The organism is Pseudomonas sp. NPDC088368 (assembly GCF_044753445.1).
Taxonomy (GTDB): Bacteria; Pseudomonadota; Gammaproteobacteria; order Pseudomonadales; family Pseudomonadaceae; genus Aquipseudomonas; species Aquipseudomonas bambusae.
Genome location: NZ_JBIVNG010000002.1, coordinates 426,694 through 444,361 on the forward strand (window position 1 = coordinate 426,694; position 17,668 = coordinate 444,361).

The window sequence follows — 17,668 nt, forward strand, 5'->3', positions numbered from 1 at the left end:
TTTTGGAATGTTTGTCGGATCAATAAATCGTTTGTCGCCACCGTGTTCGATGACAAGACTGATCGTCATTCTTACAAAAACAACGGTGGACGTCCCACATGCGACTCGAACGAAACTATGTCAACGGCCAGTTTGCCGAGCCTGCCCATGATGCGGTAATTGCGGTCTACAACCCGGCCACCGAAGCGTTGGTTGGACATGTCCCGGCGGCAACCGCCGAGGAAGCGGTGGCGGCCGTGAACGCCGCCGCTGCGGCGCAGAAAGTCTGGGGCGGTTTGACCAGCATCGAGCGCGGTGACCATCTGCGTTCCCTGGCCGACGCCCTTGAAGCCTGCGCCGAAGACATCGGTCAGGCACTGGCCGCCGAGTCTGGCAAAAGCGTCGCCGACGCCAGCAACGAGGCTCGCTACGCCGCGCAAATCACCCGTTACCATGCCGAGTGGGCGCGCCGTATCGAAGGCGAAATCATTCCCAGCGACACGCCCAACGAAAATATTCTGCTGCAGCGTCAGCCGATCGGTGTGGTGGCGTGCCTGATTCCGTTCAACTACCCGGTCTATACGCTGCTGCGCAAGATCGCCCCGGCGCTGATCGCGGGCAATACCGTGGTGGTTCGTCCGAGCAACAACACGCCGATTTCAGCCTTTGAAATCGCCAAGGCCGTACAGCAATCCGGTATTCCGGCCGGGGTGATCAACATCCTGACCATGGACCACAAGACCGCTGCGAGCGTTTGCACCCATAAAGCCGTGGGCATGATCACCCTGACCGGCAGCGTCAACGCCGGGCGCATCGTGCTGGACTACTGCAAGGAAAACATCGCCAAGCCGTCGCTGGAACTGGGGGGCAAGACCCCTGCGATCATCGAGGCCGATGCCGATCTGGAAAAAGCCGCGAGCGACATCGTCGCCTCCAAGACCACCCACTGCGGCCAACTCTGCACGGCGGTGGAGCGGGTGTATGTGCACGAGAGTGTCTACGAGCGTTTCCTCGGTCTGTTGAAAACCAAGATCAGCGCAGTGGCCATTGGTGATCGTGCCGAAGACGCCTCGCGCATGGGCCCGCTGGTCAGTGCCAGTGCCCAACAGAACATTCACGCCATGGTCGAGCGTGCCATCGGCGAAGGTGCAGTGCTGGAGACCGGCGGCGTGTTGCCCGTTGGCAAAGGCCATTTCTACCCGCCGACGCTGCTCAGCGGTTGCCGCCAGGACATGGAAATCGTTCAGGAAGAAATCTTCGGCCCGGTGCTCCCGGTGCTCAAGTACCGAAACATCGACGAAGCGCTGGCCCAGGCCAACGACCATCAGTTCGGCCTGTCGTCGGTGCTGTACACCGAGAACTACCGCACCACGATGAAAGTCGCCAACGCCATCGAAGCCGGTGAGCTGTACGTCAATCGCACCCCGGCCGACCCGTACCAGGGCTTCCACGCCGGTTGGAAGCGCTCGGGGCTGGGGGGCGATGACGGCAAGCACGGCATGCTCGAATTCACCCAGACCCGGCTCGTTGTCCTCAAGTTCTAGCGGCGAGCTTCAAGCGGCAAGCGGCGAGCTTCAAGCTGCAAGACAAAAGCAAACCGCGTGCTGCTTTGGAGCAGCGGCAGATGTCGAGCTCCTAGCTACAAGACAAAAGCAGACCGCGTGCTGCTTTGAAGCAACGGCAGGTCCCGAGCTGCAAGCCACAAGACTAAAGCGCACCGCGTACCGCTTTTACTTGCCGCTTGACGCTCGAAACTCGCCTCTGCGCCCATAACAACAATATAAAAAGCGCCTCGGAATCCGGGGGCGCTGAGGTCTTTCCCATGTCGAAGCCTGCTTCTGTTGCGGCCGCTGTTCAGTCGTCCGCTGCCGTGTCTGTCGCGAAAAGCGACAAGGCCAGCCGTTACATCCAGCTGATGCTGCTGGTGCTCGCCGCTGGTGCGATCTACCCGATTCTCTATCTGCGTCAGGTCTACCAGACCACCATGCTCGACGTGTTTCAGATCAGCCACAGCGAGTTGGGCTATCTGTATTCGATGCTGGGCACGATTTTCCTGCTCAGCTACCTGCCCAGCGGCTGGCTGGCGGACCGTATCGCGCCGCGTTTTCTGATTTTCTTTTCCCTGCTCGCTACCGGTGCGTTGGGGCTGTGGTATTCGACCGTGCCGTCGATGACCGGCCTGATGATCATCTTCGGTTGCTGGGGGCTCACCACCGGTTTGACCTTCTGGGCCTCGGTGCTCAAGCGCGTGAAAATGATTGCGCAGCACGCCGAGCAGGGCCGGTTCTTCGGCATCCTGGACGGCGGTCGCGGGTTGGTCGAAGCGCTGCTGGCCACCGTTGCGCTGGGCATCTTCGCTTACGCCATCGGCACGGGCGGGCAGACCGCAGCCGAGGGTTTCCGTCATGTGGTGTACCTGTATTCGTTCATCTGCATCGGCCTGGGTTTTCTGCTGGTGCTGGTCAAAGACCCTAAATCAGTCGCCGCTGAAAACGCCGAAAACGGAGAAAAGCACCACCTGCTCAGCGACCTCGCGACGCTGATCAAAATCCCGGAACTGTGGCTGGTCACCGCGATTGTGTTCTGCGGCTATCACATCTTCTGGGCCACCTACAGCTTCTCGGATTACCTGCAAGGCAGCGGCATGACCGCGGTCATGGCCGGCACCATCACCACCATCAAACTGTGGATGCGTCCGGTGGGCGGCATCGGTGGCGGATGGCTGGGCGACAAGTATTCGAACATCTCGGTGCTGATCGTGGCGTTGGCGCTGGCGTCACTGGCGATGGTCGGGCTGGTGCTGTTCCCGGCGCTGAACAACCTCGGTCTGCTGGTGGTGACGGTAATCTTCATCGGCCTGATGACCTACGCCATTCGCGGCCTGTACTGGGCGATTCTCGACACGTGCAACATCCCGCTGCGCATCACGGGCCTGGCCATCGGCATCGTCTCGGTGGTGGGTTACCTGCCGGACACCTTCATTCCATTGATCAATGGCTACCTCACCGAGCAGTTTCCCGGTGCCCTGGGTTACAAGCTCTATTTCAGCTACATCGCCTTTATCGGCCTGATCGGCACCCTCACAGCCCTGGCGCTGCGGGCGCGGGTCAAGCGCAAAACCTTCAACGCACACGGTGCCTGACATGAAAATCATCGCCTTGGAAACCCATATCGTCGCCGTTCCGCCACCGCACATCGGTGGCATGTACTGGCTGTTCGTCAAACTGAAAACCGATTGCGGCATCGAAGGCGTCGGCGAAATCTACGCCGCCACGTTCGGCCCCAAAGCCATGCTGCCGATCATCGAAGACGTGTTCGAGCGCTACCTGCTGAATCATGACCCGCACCACATCGAACGCTTCTTCCGTCAGGCCTATTCGAGCGGCTTCACCCAGCGCCCGGACCTGACGATGATGGGCGTGGTCAGCGGCCTGGAAATGGCGTGTTGGGACATCATCGGCAAGGCGGCGAACAAGCCGGTGTACGAATTGCTGGGGGGTAAGGTCAACGAGCGTCTGCGCTCCTACACCTACCTGTACCCGGTCAACAGCCAGGGCGAGTACGACTACGACGACCCGGACCTGGCGGCCGACTGTGCGGTCGAGAACATGAAAAAAGGCTTCACCGCCGTGAAATTTGACCCTGCCGGGCCTTACACCGCGTACTCCGGCCACCAGATTTCCCTGGAAGTGCTGGAGCGCTGCGAAACCTTCTGCCGCAAGATTCGTGAAGCCGTGGGCAACAAGTGCGACCTGCTGTTCGGCACCCACGGGCAGATGGTGCCGTCCTCAGCGATTCGTCTGGCACAGCGCCTGGAAAAGTACGATCCGCTGTGGTTCGAAGAGCCGGTGCCACCGGGGCAGGAAGAGGCCATGGCGCAAGTGGCGGCCAAGACCAGCATCCCGATTGCCACCGGCGAGCGCCTGACCACCAAGTACGAATTCTTCAAGCTGTTGCAGGCGGGCGGTGCGTCGATCCTGCAAATGAACGTCGCGCGCTGCGGCGGTCTGCTGGAGGCCAAGAAGATCGCCAGCATGGCCGAGGCCTACTACGCGCAGATCGCTCCGCACCTGTACAACGGCCCGATTGGCGCGGCGGCGAGTTTCCAGCTGGCGACCTGCACGCCGAACTTCCTGATTCAGGAAAGCATCGAGACCTGGGGCGGCTTCCACGCCGAGATCCTGAAAAAGCCCTTGCAGTGGGAAGACGGCTACATCATCCCGTCCACCGAGCCAGGCCTGGGTGTGGAGCTGAACATGGACGTGGTGCGCGCGCACACGCCGTACACCGGTTCGCGTTTGCACCTGCAAATGGCGCCGACCCCGGCGGATGTGAAAGACACATCACCGGCGCGGGGCTGAAGCCGGCGCCAATGCCTCTTTTGAATAATGACTTACGCGGTAACCGTGCATGACATACGACTACATCATCGCTGGCGCTGGCGCCGCAGGTTGCGTTCTGGCCAACCGCCTTTCAGCGTCCGGAAAATACACGGTGCTGCTGCTCGAAGCAGGCGGCAAAGACAGTTCGCTGTGGTTCAAGATTCCGGTCGGCTTCGCCAAGATGTATTACAACCCGACCTTCAACTGGATGTATTACAGCCAGCCACAGAAGCAACTGGCCAACCGCGCCATCTACGCCCCGCGTGGCAAAGTGCAGGGCGGCTCCGGGTCGATCAACGCGATGATCTACGTCCGCGGCCAGGCCCACGACTTCGATGACTGGGCAGCGGACGGCAACGATGGCTGGGGCTTCAAGGACGTGCTGCCGTACTTCCGCAAACTGGAAAACCACCCGCTCGGCGACACCGAATACCACGGCGGGAGCGGTCCGATCAGTATCACCCCGATGAAGGGCCAGACACACCCGATCTGCGACGTGTTCCTCGAAGGCTGCGAGCAACTGGGCTATTCGCGCAGCGAGGATTTCAACGGACCGACATTCGAAGGCGCAGGCCTATACGACGTCAACACCCGCAACGGCGAGCGCTGCTCCAGCAGCTTCGCGCACCTGCACCCGGCCCTGGGGCGCAGCAATCTGACGCTCGAACATTACGCACTGGTGGACCGCGTGCTGTTCGATGAGCAGGGGACTCGCGCCGTCGGCGTCGAGGTCAGTCAGAACGGTGTGAACCGCACGTTCATGGCGAATAAGGAAGTGATCCTTTGCGCAGGCGCCGTCGACACGCCGAAAATCCTGCAACTGTCCGGCGTGGCCGATCAGGCGTTGCTGAAAAAGCATGGCATTCCGCTGGTGAAGCACTTGCCAGCCGTGGGCCAGCATCTGCAGGACCACCTCTGCGCCAGCTATTACTACAAGGCCAACATTCCGACCTTGAACGACCAGCTCAGCTCGCTGTTTGGCCAGTTCAAGCTGGGCCTGAAATACCTGTTCACCCGCAAGGGCGCTCTGGCGATGAGCGTGAATCAGGCGGGCGGGTTCTTTCGTGGCGACGACGAGCAGAGCCACCCGAACCTGCAGCTGTATTTCAACCCGCTGTCGTACCAGATTCCGAAGAACAACAAGGCCAGCCTCAAGCCCGAGCCGTATTCAGGGTTTCTGCTGTGCTTCAACCCGTGCCGCCCGACCAGTCGTGGCTACGTGGAAATCGCGTCCAGCAATCCTCGCGATGCGGCGTTGATCGACCCCAATTACCTGAGCACCCAAAAGGACATCGATGAGGTGATTCAGGGCAGTCGCCTGATGCGCAAAATCATGGGGGCGCCCGCACTCAAAGGCATCACCGTGGACGAGGTGTTGCCAGGCTCGGCGGTGCAGACTGATGAGGAAATGCTGCAATACTTCCGCGAAAACAGCGGCTCGATTTATCACCTCTGCGGCTCGTGCACGATGGGCGTCGACGCCTCGACATCGGTGGTCGACAAGCGCCTCAAGGTGCACGGGGTGGCGGGATTGCGCGTTGTCGACGCGTCGGTCTTCCCCAACATCACCTCAGGCAACACCCATGCGGCGGTCTTGATGGTGGCAGAGAAGGGCGCTGATCTGATTCTGGAAGATGCGGTGGTCGCGGTCAGTGAGGTCGCGCAGGCTGCCATTCACGCGGCTTGATAGATCAGAGGCGAGCGCGATGGCCCTGCGGGAGTGAACACGCTCACTTTCACCGTCGTCGTGCGGTGCCCATAGCTCTTCATTTGTACTCCCGCGCGGCAGGCTTTACCCTCCACGGCATGCCTTTCATGACAGAAGGAATGCCTGATGAGTTGGTCAGCCAAGCAGTATTCGATGTTCGAGCAGCAACGCACCCGCCCGGTTCGTGACCTGGTCGCCGCCATTCCCACGCAAGACGTCAAGACTGCGATCGACCTCGGTTGCGGTCCGGGCAACTCCACCGAAGTGTTGGCCGAGCGTTTCCCCGACGCGCTGGTCACCGGTCTCGACAGCTCCGATGACATGCTGGGCGACGCCCGTCAGCGCCTGCCGAACATCACGTTCGAACTGGCGGATATCGGCGTCTGGAAACCGGCTCAACGCTACGACGTCATTCTCGCCAACGCCTCGCTGCAATGGGTGCCGAACCACGCCGAGCTGTACCCGCGCCTCGTCAGCCTGCTCAATCCTGGTGGCAGCCTGGCCGTCCAGACCCCGGACAACCTTGAAGAACCCGCCCACCGGCTGGCGCGCGACATCGCGGCGAACGGGCCATGGGCCGACAAGATCGCCTCGGTCAAACACCCGGATCGTCATCCGGCCGCGTATTACTTTGAGCTGCTGCAACCGCACGCAGCGGAAGTCGATGTCTGGCGCACCACCTACCACCACCCCTTGGCCGGTGGGCATGCGGCGGTGGTCGAATGGTTCAAGGGCTCGGCACTGCGTCCGTATCTGCAAAAGCTTGATGACAGCGAGCAGCAAGCGTTTCTCGATGCCTACTTGAACGCAATTTCACAGGCGTATCCGGCATTGGCGGACGGCTCCGTGTTGCTGCCGTTCCCGCGGTTGTTCGTCGTTGCCACGCGCTGACCTCCGCGCACTCTCTAGCAGCCTCGCTTGCGGGCGATAGCAATCCCAAACACGCCCGCCGGTAAACGGTGCTGCTTGAAAGCAAACCCGGGAGGACACAATGAACAACCCCAAAGCGGATCTGGCATCTCGCCTGATCCGCAACTTCAACGAAGTATCCCTGGAGGCTGAACGTCGCGACCCGCTCTACGAGAGTCAGGCCGCAAGACTCGGCACCGGCACCGCCGCCCAAAAGCTCGGCGCCTCCGTGGACATCGTCGCGCCGGGCAAACGCTCTTGCCCCTACCATTTCCACTACGCCCAGGAAGAAATGTTCGTGGTCATCGAAGGGCAGGGCAGCCTGCGCGTCGCGGGGGAAATGCTGCCGATCAAAACGGGCGATGTGATCTTCATTCCCCCTGGCCCGGAATACCCGCACCAGATCATCAACACCTCCGACGCGCCGCTCAAATACCTCTCCATCAGCACCCGCGAAACGCCGGAAGTCTGCGAATACCCGGATTCCGGCAAGTATCAGGCGATGGTCACCCTAAATGGGGCGAGGGCGTTCAAAGCCGTGCAACGTCCGGAGGCGACGCTGGATTATTGGGAGGGGGAGCCGTGAGCGTCGACGTGTCTGTGACGTGACTCGCAGTCCGGTTTTTTGAAATGCCGCGCGCCAGTGGGAACTGCATCAGGCGATACTTGTGCGGCAACGCGTCCCCCTGTGGGAGCGAATTCATTCGCGAAAAATCGCTCAGACGACGGAGATGTGTCGGCTGTACCGGCCCTTCGCGAATGAATTCGCTCCCACAGTTGGAACGGCGTCGGGCGATACATTTGCGGCGACACCGGACCTCTGTAGGAACGGCGTCGGGCGACACATTTGCGGCGACGCGGGGCCCCTGTGGGAGCGAATTCATTCGCGAAAGATTGACCGGGCAATGCGGCGGTGTCGTCTGGAACACGGTCGCAAGGACAGGTTTGGTTATAACCATAGACCTTTTTGATCTACGCCCCATATAAGAAAAACAGCGGTCCTTAGATGAAAAATCGTTATCCTGCGCGCCAGCTTTTTCCCGCGTGTCAGGCAGAACAATGGATTTTGGCAATATAGGTTTCGTCGTGGCTGGCCTGGTGGTCGGTTTCATCGTCGGCATGACAGGTGTCGGCGGCGGGTCGTTGATGACTCCGATCTTGCTGTGGTTCGGCATCAATCCCGCTACCGCCGTGGGCACCGATCTGCTGTACGCGGCCATCACCAAAAGCGGTGGCGTGCTGGTGCACAGGAAGAACGACAATATCGACTGGGGCATCACTGGCTGGCTCACGCTGGGCAGCGTGCCTGCCGCCGGGTTGACGCTGTGGTTTCTGAGCAGCCTGCACACCGCGCCGGACGCGATGAACGCGGTGATCAAGCAGGGTCTGGGCGTTGTTCTGCTGCTGACGGCATTGGCCATCTTCTTCAAACAGCGTTTGTTGGCGTTCGCTCAGCGCCACGCCGGGGATCACTACCGCCTCAGTGATCGAAGCTTGAACAGTCTGACGGTGCTCACCGGCGTGATCCTCGGCGTCATGGTCGCGTTGACGTCTATCGGTGCTGGCGCGCTGGGTACGGTGGCTTTGTTTATCCTCTATCCGTTTCTGCCTACGCGCCGCCTGGTCGGGACCGAGATCGCCCACGCTGTGCCGCTGACGCTTATTGCAGGGCTCGGCCACGCCAGCATGGGCAACATGAACTGGCCCATGCTGGGCTTTCTGTTGATGGGGTCGTTGCCGGGAATCTATCTGGGCAGCCAGTTGACCGGGCGTGTGCCCGACGCGGTGCTGCGGCCGTGCCTGGCGTTGATGCTGATCGCTATCGGGTACAAGCTGGCGTTCTGAATCGGCCAGGCAGACCCAATCAGTACGCTCGTCAAAAACTCGGCAGCTCCGTAAACTGACGCCTCATGTGCCAGCCACTAAAGGGACGTCCCATGCTCGCCTTATCCACCCTCGCGTTGTTCTCGGGCGCCTGCCTCGCGCTGGCGCTCACCCCTGGCCCCGACATGCTGCTCATCGCCTCGCGCAGCGCCAGCCAGGGTAGGGCGGCGGGTTTTGCCTCACTCGCAGGCATCCAGCTCGGCACCTATTGCCACGCGCTGGCGGCCGCGTTGGGGCTGTCCCAACTGTTCGTCACGGTGCCGGTGGCCTACGACGTGGTGCGCTTCATCGGCGCGGCGTATCTGCTGTATCTGGCGTTCAAAACCTTCCGCTCGACCGGCACCGCGCTGTCCGCCAATGCGTCGTTGCCCCGCTATTCGCGGGCGCAGATTTTCCGCCAGGGCCTGCTGACCAACGTGCTCAATCCCAAAATGGCGCTGTTCGTGCTCGCGCTGTTCCCGCAGTTCATTGATCCCGACGCGGGGTCCATCGTCGTGCAGATGTTGCTGTTGGCAACGGTGTTGAACGCCGTGGGTGTTATCGCCAATGGCGCAGTGATTGTCATGGCCAGCCGTCTCGGTCAACGGGTCGGCAGCAGTGAGCGGGCGGCGCGCTGGATGCAGAAGATCCTCGGCACTGTCTTTCTCGGCCTGGCGTGCCGACTGGCGCTCGTCGGGCGCGATTGATGGAGATCATTGCTGAGCCGCAGTTGATCCGGCTGGTCACGGAGCGTTTGATCCTGCGGCCCGCGCTCGCTGGGGACGCAGCGCAGATCCGGGCGTACAACCTGACCAACCACAAGCACTTGCAACCGTGGCAGCCGACGCGTCCCGCCGGTTTTTTCGACATCGACAACATTCTGATGCGCATTGCCTACGTTGAGCGCGAGCGGCTGGCGGGACGTTGTCTGCACCTGTTGATGCTTGATCGTGCCAGCGGAGAGATGGTGGGCGAATGCAATTTCAGCAACGTCGTGCTGGGGGCATTTCAGGCGTGTCACCTGGGGTATTCGCTGGCCAAGGCCGCCCAAGGACAGGGGCTGATGACTGAAGGGTTACGCCGGGGCATTGCCCATGTGTTCGACGACCTGGGGTTGCACCGGGTCATGGCCAACTACAAGCCGGAAAACCAACGCAGCGGTCGCGTGCTGGAGACACTGGGATTCGAGAAGGAAGGCTTCGCCCGGGCCTATCTGAAGATCAATGGCGAATGGGCGGACCATGTGCTGACGGCTCTGGTCAATCCGGGGCTTTCGTAAGCACCTGCAAAAACGCCGCTGCCCACCTGTTCAAACGAGTGGCCAGCGGCGTGGCAAGGTTCAGCAAAGTTTGTCGATGACGCGCAGGCCCGGCTCTTTTTGCGCGCTGCCCCATTCGCTGCTCAGGGTGTCGAGCACCTGACCCAGGAATTGTTTGTCGGCGGCGGCCTTCTTGCCGACGTAGCCGTGGCCTTTGCGGTACATCTTCAAGCGCGCACGCATGTGCGGACGTTGTTCGTCGAACTCTTGTTCCTCGGTGCAGGCACCCAGGCCGTCCATGTGCACATCACCTTTCTCACAGACCCAGAGAATGTGGCTATCGAGGGAGTCCTTCTGCGCCGCGAACAGTCGAGCCAATTGATCAATGGTGGGTTGATTGTTCAGATTCATGGTTGGATACCCCTTTATCGCCTGTCGTTAATCTATCTGGTTAGTTCAAACGTAATGGCAGATCGTCCATCGATCCGCAGTCCTTTCACACGCTGACAAACAAGGTCCGTCAAACACAACAGAGCCGGAGCCGTTGCCGGGCAGGAGGTGGTGTTGATGAGAGGCTGAAACGGAATGGGTCGAATCGCAGGAGAGAAACGGCGGGCGTCGTAAGGACACTGGCGACGTATCGTGGTCGGCCACAAGTGTCTTGAGGACGTTTCGCCAGCGCTCGGCCTATGGGTCGATCATGCCGGTTCAGCTTCATCAATCTGCCTTGTGGGCAGCACACATCCAGAGGTTGTTCGACGGCTTTGTCGAACGGGCCCGGAATACTTTTGCCAGCTCTCCCGATCAGGGAGACGGCCTCACTATGCAATCGCCGAAACACTTCGTCAACTGTTTTGTAGTGATTATTTTCGTGGACTACATTTTTTGTAGTGCCGATACACAAAGGTCCGTTCGTGACTACAAAGTCAGTGATTACGGGGCTTTCAGAACTCCAGTGCCTGTGGTGTCGACGAAAGCTGCCGTGTATCAGACAGAACGTCACCATCTGGACTAAATGACAATGTTTAGATAATGTGTCCGAAATCGGCCTTCGGAATCTCGTCGCGATGTCCACGAAATACCTGCTCAATGACGATCATCTGCTCCAGCAAATCAAGCGGATTGCCGAGGGCCTGGCGGAAACGTTCGCGCCGTTCTGTGAAGTGGTGGTGCACGACTTAAAGGACGCTGAGCATTCGATTCAGGCGATCCATAACAACCTGTCAGGCCGCCAACCCGGCGACCCGACTACCGAGCTTGGCCTGGCGCGTATCGCCGACCCTGAGTACCCGGAAATCATCGCCAACTATGCCAATCGTTTTCCGGACGGACGACAGGCCAAGAGCACGTCCATTGGCATCAAGAATGAAAGCGGTCAGTACGTGGCGGCGCTGTGCCTGAACCTTGACCTGACGTTGTTTCAGAACCTGCAATCGGCCATGGCCCAATTCACCCGCGTCGAGGCCAAGGTCGATGAGTCCCTGGACACCGGCAGCGCCGACAGCATCCGTGAGCGCATTGACCAGTTCGCGGCGAGTCTGGCGAGCAGCCCCCGTGCGCTTAAAACCCTTGAGCGGCGGCAGTTGCTGCAGGCGCTGAAAGAGGCTGGCTACCTGGACATTCGCAAATCCATGGAAGTGGTGGCACAGCACTTGGGTGTTTCCCGCGCTGCGGCCTACAGCTACATCAAAAATGAGTGACGAGGAGTTCCTGATGCCTGAGGCCATCGTGGTGCAGGTTCGGGTCTATGTGACGGACATGCAGCAGTGGCCGGTGTTGCGCAGTTGCATTACGGCCTGGCGGTGGAGGTGGAAGCCATGGCGCTGATGCCCGGCTGACTCACACGACACGGTTTTGTCAGCCCCCGGCAGACGGGGGCGTTTGTTGAATCGAACCTTTGAGGGTGCCTATGGAAACGCTCGTACTTCCGACCTACGACGATGTGGTCGCTGCTGCCAAACGTATTGAAGGCCACGCCCACAAAACACCGGTCCTGACCTCGCGCACCGTGGACCGCGAGCTGGGCGCCGAGGTGTTTTTCAAATGTGAGAATTTCCAGCGCATGGGGGCCTTCAAGTTTCGCGGGGCGTTCAATGCGTTGTCGAAGTTCGACGCCACGCAACGCAAGCATGGCGTGGTGGCATTTTCCTCCGGGAACCACGCGCAAGGCATCGCCTTGTCCGCGCAACTGTTGGGCATTCCCGCGACCATCGTCATGCCTCACGACGCTCCGGCCGCCAAGGTGGCCGCGACAAAGGAATACGGCGCAACCGTGGTGGTGTATGACCGCTACAAGGAAGACCGCGAAGCGATTGGTCGAACGCTGGCCGAAGCGCACGGCTTGACGTTGATCCCGCCTTACGATCACCCGGACATCCTCGCGGGGCAGGGGACAGCCGCCAAGGAGCTGTTTGAGGACGTGGGCGCTCTGGACACCTTGTTCGTCTGCCTCGGCGGCGGCGGGCTGCTCAGCGGCTCCGCGCTGTCGACCCGGGCGCTGGCGCCGAACTGCACGCTGTATGGGGTAGAGCCTGAAGCGGGGAACGACGGTCAGCAGTCACTGCGCAGCGGCCGCATCATCAAAATCGACACACCGAAAACCATCGCTGACGGCGCCCAGACGCAGTATTTGGGCAATTACACCTTCGGCATCATCCAGCGTGACGTGGACGACATCCTCGTCGCCAGCGATGCGCAACTGGTGGAAGCGATGCGCTTCTTCGCCGAGCGCATGAAAATGGTGGTCGAGCCGACCGGATGTCTCGGCTTTGCAGCTGCCCGTGAAAGGGCGGCTGAACTGAAAGGGCAGCGGGTGGGGGTGATCATCAGTGGCGGAAACATCGACCTGAACACGTACGCGAAGCTGCTGGCGCGCTGAGCGATCCGTGAATCGACCGCACCAAAAGGGTCAGCTCGCGTCCTGAATCGCCCGATTTGGTGCGTGCGCTGACCCTTTCTCTCTGTCATGGCGTGGCGCTCCGGCTCGGCTCTGATGGCACTGTGCTTGCAGCATCTTCCGCACACACGGACGGAGATGCCGAATGTTTTCATTGCGCGCCAACAAACACCGGGCTCAAGACGATGATGCCCTCAACCTGTTGTTCGACGATCTTGACCTGACGGTGCAGCTGTCCGGGCCTTCGCCGTTCAATGCGCGTCTCAACGGCTTCAGCCAGACCCTGCACCAGCGGCTGGCCGAGAGCCTCGCTGCCTCTGTTGACATCGCGGCCCACGCCCCTGAGTTGGCGCGCATCGCCCGCGTCACCGAACAGAGCGGGCAGCGATTGGCTCAGGCCTCGGAACTGATTGCCAGCGCCAGCGAGCAGGTCAGCACGTCGCTGGACACCGAGTTGGTGCCAGGGGCGGCGCAAGTGGCCAGGCTGTCGAGCGAGGTGACGTTGACCCTGCGCCAATGCCAGCAGACCGGCGAACAGGTGCTCGGGCAAGTCGAGGCCATTGGTTCCAGCGAACAGAAGCTGGAAGCGGTGATTGGCCAGCTATTTGGGCAATTGGAGGAAGTCAGTCAGGTCCTTGGCGTCATCGCCAGCATCTCCCAGCAAACCAACCTGCTAGCGCTTAACGCGGCCATTGAAGCCGCTCGCGCCGGGGAGCATGGTCGAGGTTTCGCGGTGGTGGCCGATGAGGTGCGACGGCTCGCCGGGCACACCACCGAGTCCACGGCGCGGGTAAGCCAGATCATCGAGCGCTTTCGGGCAGACATGGATCAGCTCGGCGCTGCGGGCAGCATCATGCACGCGGCCGTGGCCGAGGGCCGTGCGAGCATGACCCGCATGGGCGAGGACTTGCTCAGCACCCAATCGGCGATGGATCAGCTGGATCAGCGGGTCGGCCACATCGCCTCTGGCACGGAGCACATCGGCATCGCGGTGCATGCGATCAACCGCGACGTGCAGAACATTGCCGGGGTCGCCTCGGAGCTGTTGGGCAACGCCGGGCAGGTCCTGACCCACAGCGACGCCGTGCGCAACAGTGGCGATCATTTGTTGAACGGGTTGGGCGGGTTTCGGTTACAGATGCACAAGGCAATTCAGGCGAGCGTCGAAAGCCTCGGCAGCGAAGCGGCGATGCACGCCGATCTGCAGATGGCCGAGCGTTTCATGCTCGACACCCTGCGCCGGGATTCGCGGTTTGAACTGTTTTACATGGTCGACCGCAACGGCAATCAGATCACCGAAAACATCGGGCTGGACACCGACGACAAGGCGCCAAGCTGCAAGGGGCGGAATTGGGCGCAGAGGCCGTGGTTCAAAGAGGTCGCGGATCAGTTGACCAGCTACATCACACCGGTCTACCGCTCTTCGGCCACGGACGCGTTTTGCATCACCGTGTCAGTTCCGATCTTTGCCGCGAACGGGCAGTTGCACAGGGTGCTGGCGGCGGACGTGAGGTTGTCGGCGTTGATGTGAAGGGCGGTCAGAGAAGGGCTGTCAGGAACGCTGATGAACCTGTAGGAGCGAATTCATTCGCGAAGCGCCTCTCCAGGCGACGGAGATGAGTTGCCTGTACCGCCTTCGCGAATGAATTCGCTCCCACAGGTGGTGTTGCCAGCGTGAGTTCTGCGGTGTTTGAAGGTTCCGCATCTAAGGACCGGGGTTCGTCGTATTCCGCGGGTGTACGCGTAATAACTGTGGGAGCGAATTCATTCGCGAAGCGTTCGAACAACCGACACAGTTTGGTCGGCTGTTCCAATGTCTCGCGAATGAATTCGCGCCCACAGGAGAATAAGGCGCCGTCGAGATCAAGGGTTGATCCCGACGGCGATTGCACAGCGGTTTACGCCTGCTCTTCCTTGTGCAGCTCAAACAGCAGCAACGAACGCGGGGTCACGGTGTATTCGTTGCCGAATTCGAAGTGCTCCTTGCCCTTGATGTCCGGCTGGTTGGTGTCGACCAGGCTGACCCAGTTCAGGCCTTCCGGGACTTCCGGCAGGGTGAAGTTGACGCCTTCGTGGTGCGAGTTGACCACCAGCAACATGGTCGCATCGCCACCGCGACGGCGAATCCCGGTTTCCTGCGCACGACCGTCGATAAGCATGCCCAGGCAACGGCCATTGGCGTCGTGCCATTGCTCGGTGGTCATCTCCTCGCCGCTTGGCGACAGCCAGGTCACGTCCTTGACACCCAGTTCCTCGTTGTACTCGCCCACCAGGAAACGGCCACGGCGCAGGATCGGGTATTTCAAACGCAGCTTGATCAAACGTTGCACGAACGCATGCAGCGCCTTGCCGTCTTCGTCCCAATCCCAGTTGACCCAGCCGATCTCACTGTCCTGGCAATAGGCGTTGTTATTGCCGTGCTGGGTGCGTGCAAACTCGTCGCCCGCCACGATCATCGGCGTGCCCTGAGAGAACAGCAGGGTCGCGAAGAAATTGCGCATCTGCCGCAGGCGCAGCGCATTGATTTCCGGGTCTTCGGTCGGCCCTTCAACGCCGTGGTTCCACGAGCGGTTGTCGTTGCTGCCGTCCTGGTTGTTTTCGTCGTTGTCCTCGTTGTGCTTGTCGTTGTACGACACCAGGTCGTGCAGCGTGAAGCCGTCGTGGGCGGTGACGAAGTTGACCGACGCATACGGCCGACGACCGCGCTGATTGAACATGTTGCCCGACGCGGTCAGACGGCTGGCGAGGTCAGCCAGTTGGCCTTCGTCACCTTTCCAGAACGCACGCACGGTGTCGCGGAACTTGTCGTTCCACTCGGCCCAGCCCGGCGCAAAGTGGCCGACCTGATAGCCACCGGGGCCGCAGTCCCACGGCTCGGCAATGAGCTTGACCTGACGCAGCACCGGGTCCTGACGGCAGGCGACGAGGAAACTGTGACGCTCTTCGAACCCATCGTGGTAACGACCGAGAATGGTCGCGAGGTCGAAACGGAAACCGTCGACGTGCATCTCGCTGGCCCAGTAGCGCAGCGAGTCGGTGACCATCTGCAGCACGCACGGGTGGCTTAGGTCCAGCGTGTTGCCGGTGCCGGAATCGTTGATGTAGAAGCGTTTGTCATCGGGCATCAGGCGGTAGTACGAGGCGTTGTCGATGCCGCGCATGGACAGGGTTGGGCCGCGTTCGTTGCCTTCGGCGGTGTGGTTGTAGACCACGTCCAGAATCACTTCCAGACCGGCGTGGTGCATGTGCGCCACCATTTCCTTGAACTCGGCGATCTTGCCGTGGGCCAGGAAACGCGGATCAGGGGCAAAGAACGCGATGGTGTTGTAGCCCCAATAGTTGGTCATGCCTTTTTGCAGCAGGTGCTGGTCGTTGACGAAGGCGTGGATCGGCAGCAGCTCGATCGAGGTCACGCCCAGCCCTTTGATGTGCTGGATCACGTCATCGACCATCAGGCCGGAGAACGTGCCCTTCAGTTCATCGGGAACGGACGGGTGACGCATGGTGAAACCCCGGGTGTGGGTTTCGTAGAAAATGGTTTTCTCCCACGGCACGTTCACCCGCTGATCACGGCCCCAGGTGTACGCGGGGTCGATGACCTTGCACTTCGGCACGAAGGGCGCGCTGTCGCGCTCGTCGAAACTCAGGTCGTCATCGGGGTGGCCGATGGTGTACCCGAACAGCGCTTCGGACCATTTCAATTCGCCGACCAATTGCTTGGCGTAGGGGTCGATCAGCAGTTTGTTGTGATTGAAACGGTGACCGTTTTTCGGGTCATACGGGCCGTACACGCGGTAGCCGTAAACCAGCCCAGGATGGGCGTCGGGCAGGTAGCCGTGGAAGATTTCGTCGGTGTATTCGGGGAGTTCGATACGTTCCAGCTCGGTCTCGCCGGTGGAGTCGAACAGGCACAGCTCGACCTTGGTCGCGTTGGCGGAAAAGATCGCGAAGTTAACCCCCAGGCCGTCCCAGTTCGCGCCGAGCGGGAAGGGCAGGCCTTCGCGGATGCGCGACGCGGTGACTTCCGGGCTGTCGGCCTTGCTGGATTCATTCTTGGGGGCGGTGGTGTTTTCTTGCTTGCTCATGGGGATTCCTGACGTTCGAATGATTTCCTGAAGGCGAACAAAGCCTTTGTCGCAGGCTGGGACTGCGCCATTGGTGAAAACAGGCAAAGGGATTACCGCAGGGGGAACATCGTTTTCAGGCGATCCCTGCGGTCGAGGTTTGCTACGCGATCAGTCTTCGGATTACCGAAGACTCATGGCGCGGGTGGCTTGGCAGCCGCGGGTGTTTTCTTGGTCGCTGGTTTTGCGGCAGGCTTGGCAGCGGGCTTCGCAGCTGGCGCGCCGTCAGCCGCAGCGGCTTTCGGTTTGGCCGGGGCCTTGGCCGGCGGTTTAGGCGCAGGCTTTGCCGCCGGTTTTTCAGCGGCTTTCGCAGCAGGCTTGGCGGCAGGCTTTGCAGCAGGTTTGGCCGCAGCGGCCTTGGGTTCAGCCTTGGATTTGGCCGCTGCCTTGGGGGCAGCCGCTTTTTTAGGCGCCTTGGCTTCGGCGTCCGCCAGTTTGCGGGCCTGTTCCCAATGGACGGCGTCCTTACCGTGAGGCTTGCCTTCAGATTCCCAGATCTGATGGGCGAGCTCTTTGATTCGTTTTTCGTCGGCACTCATCTCGACACTC

General features: G+C 60.8%; 14 protein-coding genes and 2 pseudogenes. 13 read left to right on the forward strand and 3 right to left on the reverse strand.

Annotated features, from left to right (window positions below; all coding sequences use genetic code 11):
* Nucleotides 1-98 precede the first annotated feature (98 nt).
* The 9 genes from aldA to ACIQAL_RS05425 all read left to right on the forward strand — a co-directional run bounded on the left by aldA (nucleotide 99) and on the right by ACIQAL_RS05425 (nucleotide 10,120).
* On the forward strand, nucleotides 99-1,523 hold the full coding sequence (gene aldA, locus ACIQAL_RS05385; protein ID WP_401143292.1) for an aldehyde dehydrogenase: 1,425 nt from the start codon (nucleotides 99-101) through the stop codon (nucleotides 1,521-1,523).
* A 278-nt stretch (nucleotides 1,524-1,801) separates the two neighbouring features.
* Nucleotides 1,802-3,121: a nitrate/nitrite transporter gene (locus tag ACIQAL_RS05390; protein WP_401143294.1), complete on the forward strand. Its 1,320-nt coding sequence runs from the start codon at nucleotides 1,802-1,804 to the stop codon at nucleotides 3,119-3,121.
* A gap of 1 nt (nucleotide 3,122) precedes the next feature.
* A complete protein-coding gene (locus ACIQAL_RS05395; protein ID WP_401143295.1) occupies nucleotides 3,123-4,340 on the forward strand; it encodes a mandelate racemase/muconate lactonizing enzyme family protein in 1,218 nt (405 codons plus the stop codon).
* Nucleotides 4,341-4,389: 49 nt separating this feature from the next.
* Nucleotides 4,390-6,048 carry a GMC family oxidoreductase gene (locus tag ACIQAL_RS05400; RefSeq protein WP_401143297.1) on the forward strand — a complete coding sequence of 553 codons (1,659 nt, stop codon included), beginning with the start codon at nucleotides 4,390-4,392 and terminating at the stop codon, nucleotides 6,046-6,048.
* Nucleotides 6,049-6,195: 147 nt separating this feature from the next.
* Nucleotides 6,196-6,960: a trans-aconitate 2-methyltransferase gene (gene tam, locus ACIQAL_RS05405; protein ID WP_401143299.1), complete on the forward strand. Its 765-nt coding sequence runs from the start codon at nucleotides 6,196-6,198 to the stop codon at nucleotides 6,958-6,960.
* Between the two features lie 100 nt (nucleotides 6,961-7,060).
* Nucleotides 7,061-7,564, forward strand: coding sequence for a cupin domain-containing protein (locus ACIQAL_RS05410; RefSeq protein WP_401143302.1), 504 nt, complete (start codon nucleotides 7,061-7,063; stop codon nucleotides 7,562-7,564).
* 473 nt (nucleotides 7,565-8,037) lie between these two features.
* On the forward strand, nucleotides 8,038-8,823 hold the full coding sequence (locus ACIQAL_RS05415) for a sulfite exporter TauE/SafE family protein (protein WP_166597700.1): 786 nt from the start codon (nucleotides 8,038-8,040) through the stop codon (nucleotides 8,821-8,823).
* A 92-nt stretch (nucleotides 8,824-8,915) separates the two neighbouring features.
* On the forward strand, nucleotides 8,916-9,548 hold the full coding sequence (locus ACIQAL_RS05420; protein WP_401143305.1) for a LysE family translocator: 633 nt from the start codon (nucleotides 8,916-8,918) through the stop codon (nucleotides 9,546-9,548).
* Nucleotides 9,548-10,120 (forward strand): GNAT family N-acetyltransferase, encoded by a 573-nt coding sequence (locus ACIQAL_RS05425; protein ID WP_401143307.1) that lies wholly within the window; start codon nucleotides 9,548-9,550, stop codon nucleotides 10,118-10,120. The genes ACIQAL_RS05420 and ACIQAL_RS05425 overlap by 1 nt, the downstream gene beginning before the upstream one ends.
* 60 nt (nucleotides 10,121-10,180) lie before the next feature.
* Here ACIQAL_RS05425 and ACIQAL_RS05430 read toward each other — a convergent pair whose 3' ends face one another.
* A complete protein-coding gene (locus ACIQAL_RS05430; RefSeq protein WP_341958372.1) occupies nucleotides 10,181-10,510 on the reverse strand; it encodes a hypothetical protein in 330 nt (109 codons plus the stop codon).
* A 656-nt stretch (nucleotides 10,511-11,166) separates the two neighbouring features.
* Between ACIQAL_RS05430 and ACIQAL_RS05435 the strand changes: the two genes are divergently transcribed.
* The 4 genes and pseudogenes from ACIQAL_RS05435 (at nucleotide 11,167) to ACIQAL_RS05450 (ending at nucleotide 14,526) form a co-directional block, all read left to right on the forward strand.
* Nucleotides 11,167-11,799: a transcriptional regulator gene (locus ACIQAL_RS05435; protein ID WP_401143310.1), complete on the forward strand. Its 633-nt coding sequence runs from the start codon at nucleotides 11,167-11,169 to the stop codon at nucleotides 11,797-11,799.
* Between the two features lie 209 nt (nucleotides 11,800-12,008).
* A complete protein-coding gene (locus ACIQAL_RS05440) occupies nucleotides 12,009-12,977 on the forward strand; it encodes a threo-3-hydroxy-L-aspartate ammonia-lyase (RefSeq protein ID WP_401143313.1) in 969 nt (322 codons plus the stop codon).
* Between the two features lie 163 nt (nucleotides 12,978-13,140).
* Nucleotides 13,141-13,968: pseudogene (locus tag ACIQAL_RS05445) on the forward strand (methyl-accepting chemotaxis protein); the annotation flags it as partial.
* A gap of 294 nt (nucleotides 13,969-14,262) precedes the next feature.
* On the forward strand, nucleotides 14,263-14,526 hold the full coding sequence (locus ACIQAL_RS05450; RefSeq protein ID WP_371928607.1) for a hypothetical protein: 264 nt from the start codon (nucleotides 14,263-14,265) through the stop codon (nucleotides 14,524-14,526).
* Between the two features lie 367 nt (nucleotides 14,527-14,893).
* Here the strand turns inward: ACIQAL_RS05450 and glgX are convergent, their stop codons facing one another.
* Together glgX and ACIQAL_RS05460 are read right to left on the reverse strand one after the other, a co-directional pair.
* A complete protein-coding gene (gene glgX / locus ACIQAL_RS05455) occupies nucleotides 14,894-17,080 on the reverse strand; it encodes a glycogen debranching protein GlgX (protein ID WP_166597706.1) in 2,187 nt (728 codons plus the stop codon).
* A 185-nt stretch (nucleotides 17,081-17,265) separates the two neighbouring features.
* Nucleotides 17,266-17,658: pseudogene (locus tag ACIQAL_RS05460) on the reverse strand (DUF2934 domain-containing protein); the annotation flags it as partial.
* Nucleotides 17,659-17,668 lie beyond the last annotated feature (10 nt).

What these genes read in the sequence shown, in the direction of transcription:
- ACIQAL_RS05395 (WP_401143295.1), top strand. Translation starts at nt 3,123, where the DNA reads ATGAAAATCATCGCCTTGGAAACCCATATCGTCGCCGTTCCGCCACCG.
- ACIQAL_RS05390 (WP_401143294.1), top strand. Translation starts at nt 1,802, where the DNA reads ATGTCGAAGCCTGCTTCTGTTGCGGCCGCTGTTCAGTCGTCCGCTGCC.
- ACIQAL_RS05400 (WP_401143297.1), top strand. Translation starts at nt 4,390, where the DNA reads ATGACATACGACTACATCATCGCTGGCGCTGGCGCCGCAGGTTGCGTT.
- ACIQAL_RS05450 (WP_371928607.1), top strand. Translation starts at nt 14,263, where the DNA reads ATGGTCGACCGCAACGGCAATCAGATCACCGAAAACATCGGGCTGGAC.
- aldA (WP_401143292.1), top strand. Translation starts at nt 99, where the DNA reads ATGCGACTCGAACGAAACTATGTCAACGGCCAGTTTGCCGAGCCTGCC.
- tam (WP_401143299.1), top strand. Translation starts at nt 6,196, where the DNA reads ATGAGTTGGTCAGCCAAGCAGTATTCGATGTTCGAGCAGCAACGCACC.
- ACIQAL_RS05415 (WP_166597700.1), top strand. Translation starts at nt 8,038, where the DNA reads ATGGATTTTGGCAATATAGGTTTCGTCGTGGCTGGCCTGGTGGTCGGT.
- ACIQAL_RS05440 (WP_401143313.1), top strand. Translation starts at nt 12,009, where the DNA reads ATGGAAACGCTCGTACTTCCGACCTACGACGATGTGGTCGCTGCTGCC.
- ACIQAL_RS05420 (WP_401143305.1), top strand. Translation starts at nt 8,916, where the DNA reads ATGCTCGCCTTATCCACCCTCGCGTTGTTCTCGGGCGCCTGCCTCGCG.
- ACIQAL_RS05425 (WP_401143307.1), top strand. Translation starts at nt 9,548, where the DNA reads ATGGAGATCATTGCTGAGCCGCAGTTGATCCGGCTGGTCACGGAGCGT.
- glgX (WP_166597706.1), bottom strand. Translation starts at nt 17,080, where the DNA reads ATGAGCAAGCAAGAAAACACCACCGCCCCCAAGAATGAATCCAGCAAG.
- ACIQAL_RS05430 (WP_341958372.1), bottom strand. Translation starts at nt 10,510, where the DNA reads ATGAATCTGAACAATCAACCCACCATTGATCAATTGGCTCGACTGTTC.
- ACIQAL_RS05410 (WP_401143302.1), top strand. Translation starts at nt 7,061, where the DNA reads ATGAACAACCCCAAAGCGGATCTGGCATCTCGCCTGATCCGCAACTTC.
- ACIQAL_RS05435 (WP_401143310.1), top strand. Translation starts at nt 11,167, where the DNA reads ATGTCCACGAAATACCTGCTCAATGACGATCATCTGCTCCAGCAAATC.